Consider the following 8,706-nt stretch of genomic DNA (forward strand, 5'->3'; position numbering starts at 1 on the left):
CACCCTCCCGTTTGACTCGGACCAAGACTATCCGAGTATCATCTCGGACAAGAGTTATCCGAGTTTGCTAGAAGAGGTACGGCCATGAAGATCACCGTCATCGGCGGCACCGGACTGATCGGTTCGAAGCTCGTCACCCGGCTGCGCGGGGCCGGACACGACGTGCTCCCCGCGTCCCTGTCGAGCGGGGTCGACCTGCTCACCGGCGCCGGGCTCGACCAGGCGCTGGCCGGCGCCGAGACCGTCGTCAACGTGACGAACTCGCCCACCTTCGACGCGGCCTCGCCGGAGTTCTTCCGCGCCACCATGGGCAACCTGCTGGCGGCCGGCGAGCGCGCGGGCGTCGGGCACCAGGTCATCCTCTCCATCGTCGGGGTCGACCAGGTGCCGCAGTTGGACTACTACCGCGCGAAGACGCTCCAGGAGGAACTGCTGCGCAACGGCCCCACCTCCTATTCGATCGTGCGCGTCACGCAGTTCTTCGAATTCATGGACGCGGTCATGTCCTGGACCGCCGACGAGGACGCGGTACGGCTGCCGGCCACGCCCGTCCAGCCGATCGCCGCCGCCGACGTGGTCGAGGCCCTGGCGGAGGTCGCCACCGCGCCGCCGCTCGACGGCCGGATGGACGTGGCGGGACCGGAGGTCTTCCCGCTGGACGAGCTCGGGCGCCTGACACTGGCCGCCCGCCGGGACCGTCGTACGGTCGTCACCGACCCCGGGGCCGGGATGTTCGCCGCGGTCCCCGGCGACGTCCTGATCGCCCGCGAAGGCGCCCGCCTGGCCCCCACCCGCTACGCGGACTGGCTCGCCGCCCGGTCCCGGTGACCCCTCGCGCGGCACCCCCCGACCGAGAGCGCGCCGGAAGATAGCAAGGCCGATTCCGCGGGTCAAGCCACGAGATGCAGTGGCGTGCTCAGACCTCCGCCGCGGGGTTTATTTGAAGCACGCCCCACCGGGAAATCCCGGAGGAGAACGAGAAACCGGGTGAATTCCCCTTCTCTCTCGCGGGGCCTTTCAAAAAAGCCCCTTTGAATGCGAGTGGAGAATCATCATGTTCGAGATCACCTTTACCCGTCGTATCGTCCTGGCCGGTTCCTCCCTGCTGCTGCTCGGTGGCGGTGTGGCCCTGCCGGCCACCGCGATGGCCGCCCCGGCCCCGCAGCACGCGGTCACCTTCGTCCACCAGGACGACAGCGCCGACGGCATCGGCACCAGCGGTGACACCAACGCCGAGAACACCACGGTCGGCGGCACCGCGACCAGCGGCACGGCCGACACCGGCGTCAAGAACTGCAAGGGCAAGTGCACCATCACCACCGGCAACGCCACCTCCGGCGACGCCAGCGCCGACGCCCTGAACAGCGGTGACGCCACCTCCGTCAGCGGTGACGCCACCGGCACCGGCGGCAAGGTGACCAAGAACAACATCAAGACGCAGCTGAAGGAGAACCTCAAGCACAAGCTCGGCAAGTGACCCGGGCCAGGACCCGACGGACGCCGGAGCGGCAGCAGCCGCTCCGGCGTCCGGCTGCGTGCCGGCAGCCGCTCTCAGTGGCGGTACGCCGTCGCCGCCAGCTCGACGAAGGACCTGACCAGCGGATTGCCGTCGCCGTCGTTCCACGCCGCGACCACCCGGCTGGGCGGCATGTCGGCCAGCGGCACCACGGCCAGCTCCGCCGGCAGCTCGTGACCGAGCGGGGCCAGCCCGACCGTGCCGTTCCACAGCACGGCGTGCAGGCACTCCTGGACCGCGCGCACCACCGGCCCCTCGCGCGGGCTGCCGCCGTTCCAGTACGCCTGCCAGCGCGCATCGGTACCGGGCGGGAACTGGAACCAGCGGCGGTCGGCCAGCTCGGCCAGCCCCAGCCGCGCCCGGCCGGCCAGCGGGTCGTCGGCGCGCAGGACCACGCCGACCGGGTCCGCCCGCAGCGTCCGCACCGCCAGGGCGGCCTCGTCGAACGGCGCCCGGGTCAGGGCGACGTCCACCAGCCCGGCGCGCAGCCCGCAGGTCGGATCGGTCAGGTCGGTGTCGCGGATCCGGATGTCGACCCCGGGGTGCCGGCGCCGGTAGGCGGCCGCCAGCCGGGACAGCCCAGGGTCGGTGCCGTCGCCCAGGATGCCGACGGTGAGGGTCGCGGCGCCGGCCGCCGCGGCCACCCGCACCCGGACCCGGTCGGCGTGTTCGAGCAGGGCCCGCGCCTCGTCGAGCAGCACCGTGCCGACGGGGGTGAGCGTGACCCCGGTCGGCGCGCGGTGCAGCAGCAGGGCGCCGACCTCGGCCTCCAACTGCTTGATCGCCCGGCTCAGCGGCGGCTGGCTCATGTGCAGGCGGCCGGCGGCCCGGCCGAAGTGCAGTTCCTCGGCGACCGCCACGAAGTAGCGCAGGGTACGAAGCTCCACGCTGCAACGATACCCAGGGGGTATCGGTACCGCGGGACGGGTCTTGGACAGCGGCCGGGCCCCGGCGGTGCACTGGCGGGGCGCCCCGCGAGCGAGCCCACCACCCACGGTCGGCGTTCGCGGGCGGTCACCCCCGAACGGAGAACCAGGACTTCGATGGACACCGCCTACTGGACGGTCGCGAGCCTGCTCGCCCTGTTCTACCTCTACGCCGGCACGCTGAAGCTGGTCCGCGACCGGGAGGCCCTGCGGCCGATGATGGCCTGGGTCGACCGGCTGCCCCTGCCCGCCGTCCGGGCCCTGGGCGCGGTCGAGGTCCTCGGCGCGGCGGGCCTGGTCCTGCCGCCCCTGACCGGCATCGCACCCGCCCTGGCACCCGCCGCGGCCACCGGCCTCCTGCTCCTCCAGGCCGGCGCGGTCCCCGTCCACCTGACCGCCGGCGACCGCCGGATCGCCCTGAACCTGACCCTCCTCGCCACTGCGGCCGCGGCCCTCCGGCTCTCCACCGCGCTGTGACCGCCCCGGCGCCTCAGTGCGCCCAGGGCAGTCGGAGGGCTTCGAGTTGTGCATCGTCGAGCAGGGCCTCGACCAGCGCCCCCGGCCCGACGACCTTGGTGCCCCACAGGTCGTAGTCCGTACACAGGACCCAAGACCGGTCGCGCGCCCAGAGGTTGGAGGGGGTCGACCACTCCTCCTCGGGGTGGTCGTACAGGACCGGGGCGTCCCCGAGCCGGCCGGCCCGGACGTGCGGGGTGTCGAAGTCCTCGGCGCCCTGCCCCAGCGGGGTGTAGTACGCGAGGCACGGGGTGTCCGCACCCTGGGGGCTGTGCGCGGCGAGGATCCCGACCAGCCGGTTCCAGTCGGCCCGGTCCAGGCTGCCCTCGGAGGGCGAGGTGAGGCCGACCGGCCAACCGTCCGCCCGGCGCGGCGCGGGGAAGGACTCGGAGCAGGGCGGGCGCCCCTCGGCGACCGGGGGCTGCCCGGTCCGCCGTGCGAGTTCGGCCCAGCGCAGCCGACGGTGGCGCGGTCCGGGATGTTCGCCCCTGGACGGTGCGAAGACGTCCGACGGATCGTCGAACACCTCGGCGGGGTCGAGCCCCGCGATGATCTCGGGGCCGGCGGGCGTGCTGTTCAGGAAGGCGCGCAGGTACTCGGGGAACGTCATCTCGAAGGGCCCGAGTTCGTGCTCGTACAGGGAGTGGAGCACCCAGGCCGCGTCGGGCAGTGCCGGGGGCATGAATCCGGTGAGGCCGTCGCCGCCGGTCAGGTCGCGCAGCCCGTCGACCGCCGCGGGCGGGGCGAGTGGCCAACGGGCGGTCGCCAGGGCCGCTGCGGTCTCGTGCATCGGCACAGGATAGGCGGCCGGGTCGCCCGGTCAAGAGATGAGGATTGTTCACTTTTCCATTGACAGGGGGGTTCCCGGGGCCCGAAAGTGCCGTGTGCAAGCCCTGGGACAGCGCTGCGCGCAGCGGTGTCCGGACTCCGTGCCCCGCCGACCGAAGCGAGTTCGCATGACCGCGCCCGTACCCGAGTTCCCGGCCGGCTTCCTCTGGGGAGTCTCCACCTCCGCCTTCCAGATCGAGGGCTCCCTCACCGCGGACGGGCGGGGCCCCTCCTCCTGGGACGCCTTCACCCGGGAGCCCGGGCGGATCAAGGACGGCTCGCACGCGGACCTGGCCACCGACCACTACCGGCGCTACCGCGAGGACGTGGCGCTGATGGCCGAACTGGGCGTCGGCGCCTACCGGTTCTCCGTCTCCTGGTCCCGCGTACTGCCGGACGGGCACGGCCGCGTCAACGACCGCGGGCTGGACTTCTACGACCGGCTGGTCGACGAGCTGTGCGCCGCGGGGATCGCGCCGGTGCCCACGCTCTTCCACTGGGACACCCCGCTCGCCCTCGAGAAGAACGGCGGCTGGCTCGAACGGGACACCGCCGAGCGGTTCGCCGGGTACGCCTCGGTGGTCGCCGAACGCCTCGCCGACCGCGTACCCATGTGGATCACCCTCAACGAACCCGCGGAGGTCACCCTCCTCGGCTACGGCCTCGGCGAGCACGCCCCCGGCCGCCAACTCGTCTTCGACGCCCTGCCGGTGGCCCACCACCAACTGCTCGCGCACGGCCTGGGAGTGCAGGCCCTCCGGGCCGCCGGCGCCCGGCAGATCGGCATCGCCGCCTCGCACAGCCCCGTCCGGCCGGCCGGGGAGGGCGAAGCCGACCGGCAGGCGGCCGAGTTGTACGACCTCCTCACCAACCGCCTCTTCGCCGACCCCCTCCTGACCGGCGCCTACCCCGACGAGGGCCTGGCCGCGCTGCTGCCCGGGCCGGTGGCGGAGGACCTCAAGACCATCTCGGCCCCGCTGGACTGGTACGGGATCAACTACTACAACCCGATGCTCGTCGGCGCCCCCGGGGCCCCGGACGCCACCGGCCCGTCCTCCTTCGGCGGCATCGAGATCCCGCCGGACCTGCCCTTCGACATCCGGCAGATCGAGGGCCGCGAACTCACCGACTTCGGCTGGCCGGTGGTCCCGGACGGGCTGCGCGAACTGCTCGCCACCATGCGCGAGCGCTACGGCGACCGGCTGCCCCCGGTATACATCACCGAGAACGGCTGCTCGTACGGCGACGGGCCGGACCCCGGGACCGGCCGCGTGGACGACGCCCGCCGGATCGCCTACCACGACGGCCATCTGCGCGCGCTGCACCGGGCCATGGCCGAAGGCGCCGACGTCCGCGGCTACTTCATCTGGTCCCTGCTCGACAACTTCGAGTGGGCGGAGGGGTACCGGCAGCGGTTCGGGCTGGTCCACGTCGACTTCGAGACGCTGGCCCGGACGCCCAAGGCGTCGTACGCCTGGTACCGCGACCTGATCAAGAGCGGCAGGTGACCGCGGACGGCACGGCGGCGGAGGGGCCGACGGCCGACGGGCGGGCGGCCGGCGCTGGGACGGCCGACGGGTCCAGGGCCCCGGCTTCGGCGGCGGCCGGGCGCGCTGCCGACGGTGGCGCGGCCGACCGGTCCGGCGCCCCGGCGTCGGCGGCCGGCCCGACCGTGCCGGGAGCGGTCGGGGCCCCGGTCGGCGGGCGGTGGGTGAGCGCCCTCTCGCTCGCCAACCTCGGCGTCTGGGTCGGCTGGTTCGGCCCGCTGCAACTGCTGCTGGCGCGGCAGGCCGAACATCTCACCCCCGACCACAAGGCCGCCACCCTCGCGTGGGTCACCGGCGTGGGCGCGGCAGTGTCGATGGTCGCCAACCCGGTCTTCGGGGCGCTCTCCGACCGCACCACGGCGGCCGTCGGGCGGCGCATCCCCTGGGTGATCGCCGGCACGGCGGGCGGGGCCGCCGGCCTGCTCGTGCTGGCGGTCGCGGACCGCGTCGCGATGGTGATCGCCGGCTGGTGCCTGGTCCAACTCGCCCTCAACGCCGCCTTCGCGGCCCTCACCGCCGCCGTCCCGGACCAGGTGCCGCCCCGCCGGCGCGGCCTGGTCGGCGGCTGGCTCGGGGTCTCCCAGGTCCTCGGCATCCTGGTCGGCACCGCGCTGGCCACGGTCGCGGGCGGGGTCGCCGCCGGGTACCTGGCCTGCGCGCTCTTCTCGGTGCTCGCGGCCGTGCCGTACGTACTGATGCGCCGGGACGCCCGGCTCCGGCCCGAGGCACGGCCGGCCTTCGGCTGGGGGACCTTCCTGCGCGGCTTCTGGATCGACCCGCGGCGGCACCCCGACTTCGGGTGGGCCTGGCTGACCCGGTTCCTGATGAACCTGTCGTACTCGATCAGCACGATGTACCTGCTCTACTACCTGACCGACGCAGTGCACTACGAGCACGACGCCGACAACGGCGTCCTGATCCTCACGGCCCTCAACGCCCTCACCCTGCTCGCGACCGTGGTGATCGGCGGCGTCCGCTCCGACCGCAGCGGCCGCCGCAAGCCCTACGTCATCTGGTCCGGGCTGGTCATCTCCGCCGCGACGGTGCTGCTCGCCGTATGGCAGACCTGGACCGGCGCGGTCGTCGCCTCCCTGGTCCTCGGGCTGGGTTTCGGTGTGTACACGGCGGTGGACTTCGCCCTGCTCACGGACGTGCTGCCGACCGCGGAGGACCGGGGGAGGGACCTGGGCGTCATCAACATCGCCAATGCGCTGCCGCAGGTGCTCGCCCCCGTGATCGCCGCCCCGGTCGTCACCCACGCCGGCGGCTACCCGACCCTCTACGCCCTGGCCGGAGCCCTCGCCCTGGCCGGCTCACTCCTGGTCCGCCGCATCCGCTCGGTCCCCTAACACCTCGCCCTGGTACATCCAGGCAATCACATCGAACACCCGCAGCACACCGATGTCCGCCCCGACCCCGGCCCGCCCGGTGCGATCAGCGCATCGCTGGCCGGATCCTCCAGCCGCGCGTCCCGGGGGATGGCGGACAGCAGCCGGTGCCAGTGCCCCCCGGCGTCGGTCAGCAGATCGACCGCTCCGTGCGCGGCCACCGAGACCTTGAGCATCCCGATGGCGACCAGGTCGACGGCCTCGAACCGGTCCGCCGCCAGCGGCCGGTCCCCGCCACCGCCCAGGCGCTCGAAATGCGCGCCGGAGTAGTAGAAGTCGCCCTTCGCGCGCGGTTTCAGGAAGTACGTCCGGAGCAGGCGTACCGAGGTCTCGTCGTCCTCGTACACCGGCGGAATGTACAGCTCGTGCATGGCGCGCTCCCGTCTCCGGCGTCGGTTCCCCCGGCGTCCGGTCCGAGGGGGACCGTCTCACCCCGCCGAGGTGCCGCGCAGGACAAGGCGCGGATCCGGTCAGGAATCGAGAAGCCCGGTGCGGGGTGGCGCGCCTAGCGTGGTGGGCATGGCAACCAACACCTCCACCACCGCTCTCGCCGCCGTCACCCTCGAGGTGACCGACCTCGAGGCCGCGCACCGCTTCTACACCGACTTCGGCGTGGCCGCGCACGTGCGGCTGCGGGCCTCCGAGGCCCGGTCCACCGGCTTCCGCGGCTTCACGCTGGGGCTCACGGTCCCCGGGCCGGCCACCGTGGACGGCTTCCTGGGCGCGGCCGTGGCCGCCGGCGCCACCGTCCTCAAGCCCGCGACGAAGTCGCTGTGGGGATACGGCGGCGTCGTCCGGGCCCCCGACGGGGCCATCTGGAAGATCGCGACCTCGGCGAAGAAGGACACCGGCCCCGACGCCCGCGAGATCGAGGCGATCGTCCTGCTGCTGGGCGTCGAGTCCGTCAAGGCCACCCGCCAGTTCTACGTGGACCGGGGCCTGACCGTCACCAAGAGCTTCGGCGGCAAGTACGCCGAGTTCGCCGCCGCCGACTCCGGCCCCCTCAAGCTGGCCCTGTACAAGCGCCGCGCCCTGGCCAAGGACCTCGGAGTCCCCGAGGAAGGCACCGGCTCCCACCGCCTCACCCTCGGCACCCCCGGCACCCCCTTCACCGACCCGGACGCCTTCCCCTGGGAAACGGCCTGAGCAGCACCCAGGACGGACCCAGCCCGTCCCGTCGCAGCCCCGACGGGGTTCATGCCGGTGGGGTGAGGTGGGCGGGCGTTGCGGGCTCGGTGCCGGCGGCGGTTGATACCGCGGCGCGGAGGCCGTCGAAGCCGGTGCGTACCGGGTTCAGGGCGAGGAGGGACGAGAGGGTGATGGTCCGTTGGGTGGGGGCGCGTTCGTCCAGCACCCGGGTGGGCAGGACGTGGAAGGTCCACTGGGACAGGTCCAGTGGGTCGAGGCTGGGCTTGTCACGGTGGTGCAGGAGGCAGAAGACGTAGACGTCGGCGCGCCGTCGCCGCTCCGGGTCGATCGTGGAGGTGAGCGGGTCCCATCCTTCGGCCGGAGCGATGGAGTAGCTGATGGACGAGAGCCGGGTCTGCATCCACTCCTGGAGGTACGCGGCGGACTTGACCTCCACGCCGGTTCCGTCGGGCAGCCGGAGGTCGACGGGGTCCCAGTCCACCCGCGGGCCGTGGGCCGCCCCGAGGGCGAGGGCGACGATGTACTCGGCGAGTGCCCCGCGCAGGGTGTTGCCGACCAGGCCCGAATACGCCCAGGCCCAGAAGTCGAGCACGCGCCCGTGCTCGGTGCCGTGGAGGTGCAGGGGTTCCGTACCGGTACGGCGGGTTGGCTGGATCGGTCCCAGGTCGTCGGTCATGGCAGGCCATCTTGCCCGAGGTCGTCGGCGGCCCCGGAGCCGGGCCCCGGAGGCGCCCGGACGGGCCGCCGCGGAGGTGGCGGCGGCCGCCACCACCACGTCGAAGGAGCCCACGGGGTACACCACCGGACGTCCCAAGGGGTCCCCGCCGCCCAGCACG

General features: G+C 73.3%; 10 protein-coding genes. 6 read left to right on the forward strand and 4 right to left on the reverse strand.

What is annotated here, in order from left to right; translation table 11 throughout:
* Window positions 1–84: 84 nt before the first annotated feature.
* Window positions 85–828, forward strand: coding sequence for an NAD(P)H-binding protein (locus AB0O40_RS06230; protein ID WP_365036175.1), 744 nt, complete (start codon window positions 85–87; stop codon window positions 826–828).
* Between the two features lie 226 nt (window positions 829–1,054).
* Complete coding sequence (locus tag AB0O40_RS06235) at window positions 1,055–1,477, forward strand: hypothetical protein (RefSeq protein WP_365036176.1); 423 nt, start codon at window positions 1,055–1,057, stop codon at window positions 1,475–1,477.
* 74 nt (window positions 1,478–1,551) lie between these two features.
* Here the strand turns inward: AB0O40_RS06235 and AB0O40_RS06240 are convergent, their stop codons facing one another.
* Window positions 1,552–2,403: a LysR family transcriptional regulator gene (locus tag AB0O40_RS06240; protein WP_365036177.1), complete on the reverse strand. Its 852-nt coding sequence runs from the start codon at window positions 2,401–2,403 to the stop codon at window positions 1,552–1,554.
* 156 nt (window positions 2,404–2,559) lie between these two features.
* On the opposite strand from AB0O40_RS06240, the gene AB0O40_RS06245 reads away from it, so the two are divergent.
* A complete protein-coding gene (locus tag AB0O40_RS06245; protein WP_365036178.1) occupies window positions 2,560–2,919 on the forward strand; it encodes a DoxX family protein in 360 nt (119 codons plus the stop codon).
* 13 nt (window positions 2,920–2,932) lie between these two features.
* Here the strand turns inward: AB0O40_RS06245 and AB0O40_RS06250 are convergent, their stop codons facing one another.
* Entirely contained in the window at window positions 2,933–3,748 is an 816-nt protein-coding gene (locus tag AB0O40_RS06250) for a hypothetical protein (protein WP_365036179.1), read from the reverse strand.
* 166 nt (window positions 3,749–3,914) lie between these two features.
* Between AB0O40_RS06250 and AB0O40_RS06255 the strand changes: the two genes are divergently transcribed.
* Both AB0O40_RS06255 and AB0O40_RS06260 read left to right on the forward strand, forming a co-directional pair.
* Window positions 3,915–5,294: a GH1 family beta-glucosidase gene (locus tag AB0O40_RS06255; protein ID WP_365036180.1), complete on the forward strand. Its 1,380-nt coding sequence runs from the start codon at window positions 3,915–3,917 to the stop codon at window positions 5,292–5,294.
* A 164-nt stretch (window positions 5,295–5,458) separates the two neighbouring features.
* Window positions 5,459–6,682, forward strand: a complete 1,224-nt coding sequence (locus AB0O40_RS06260; protein WP_365036191.1) for an MFS transporter — start codon at window positions 5,459–5,461, stop codon at window positions 6,680–6,682.
* Window positions 6,683–6,708: 26 nt separating this feature from the next.
* Here AB0O40_RS06260 and AB0O40_RS06265 read toward each other — a convergent pair whose 3' ends face one another.
* On the reverse strand, window positions 6,709–7,092 hold the full coding sequence (locus AB0O40_RS06265; protein WP_365036181.1) for a DUF6308 family protein: 384 nt from the start codon (window positions 7,090–7,092) through the stop codon (window positions 6,709–6,711).
* 148 nt (window positions 7,093–7,240) lie between these two features.
* Between AB0O40_RS06265 and AB0O40_RS06270 the strand changes: the two genes are divergently transcribed.
* Window positions 7,241–7,867 (forward strand): glyoxalase, encoded by a 627-nt coding sequence (locus AB0O40_RS06270; RefSeq protein ID WP_365036183.1) that lies wholly within the window; start codon window positions 7,241–7,243, stop codon window positions 7,865–7,867.
* 49 nt (window positions 7,868–7,916) lie between these two features.
* On the opposite strand, the gene AB0O40_RS06275 is transcribed toward AB0O40_RS06270, so the two are convergent.
* Window positions 7,917–8,546, reverse strand: a complete 630-nt coding sequence (locus AB0O40_RS06275) for a hypothetical protein (protein ID WP_365036185.1) — start codon at window positions 8,544–8,546, stop codon at window positions 7,917–7,919.
* Between the last annotated feature and the right edge of the window lie 160 nt (window positions 8,547–8,706).

Origin of the sequence: Streptomyces sp. NPDC089919 (assembly GCF_040684615.1) — a bacterium.
In the GTDB taxonomy this organism is placed as follows: domain Bacteria; phylum Actinomycetota; class Actinomycetes; order Streptomycetales; family Streptomycetaceae; genus Streptomyces.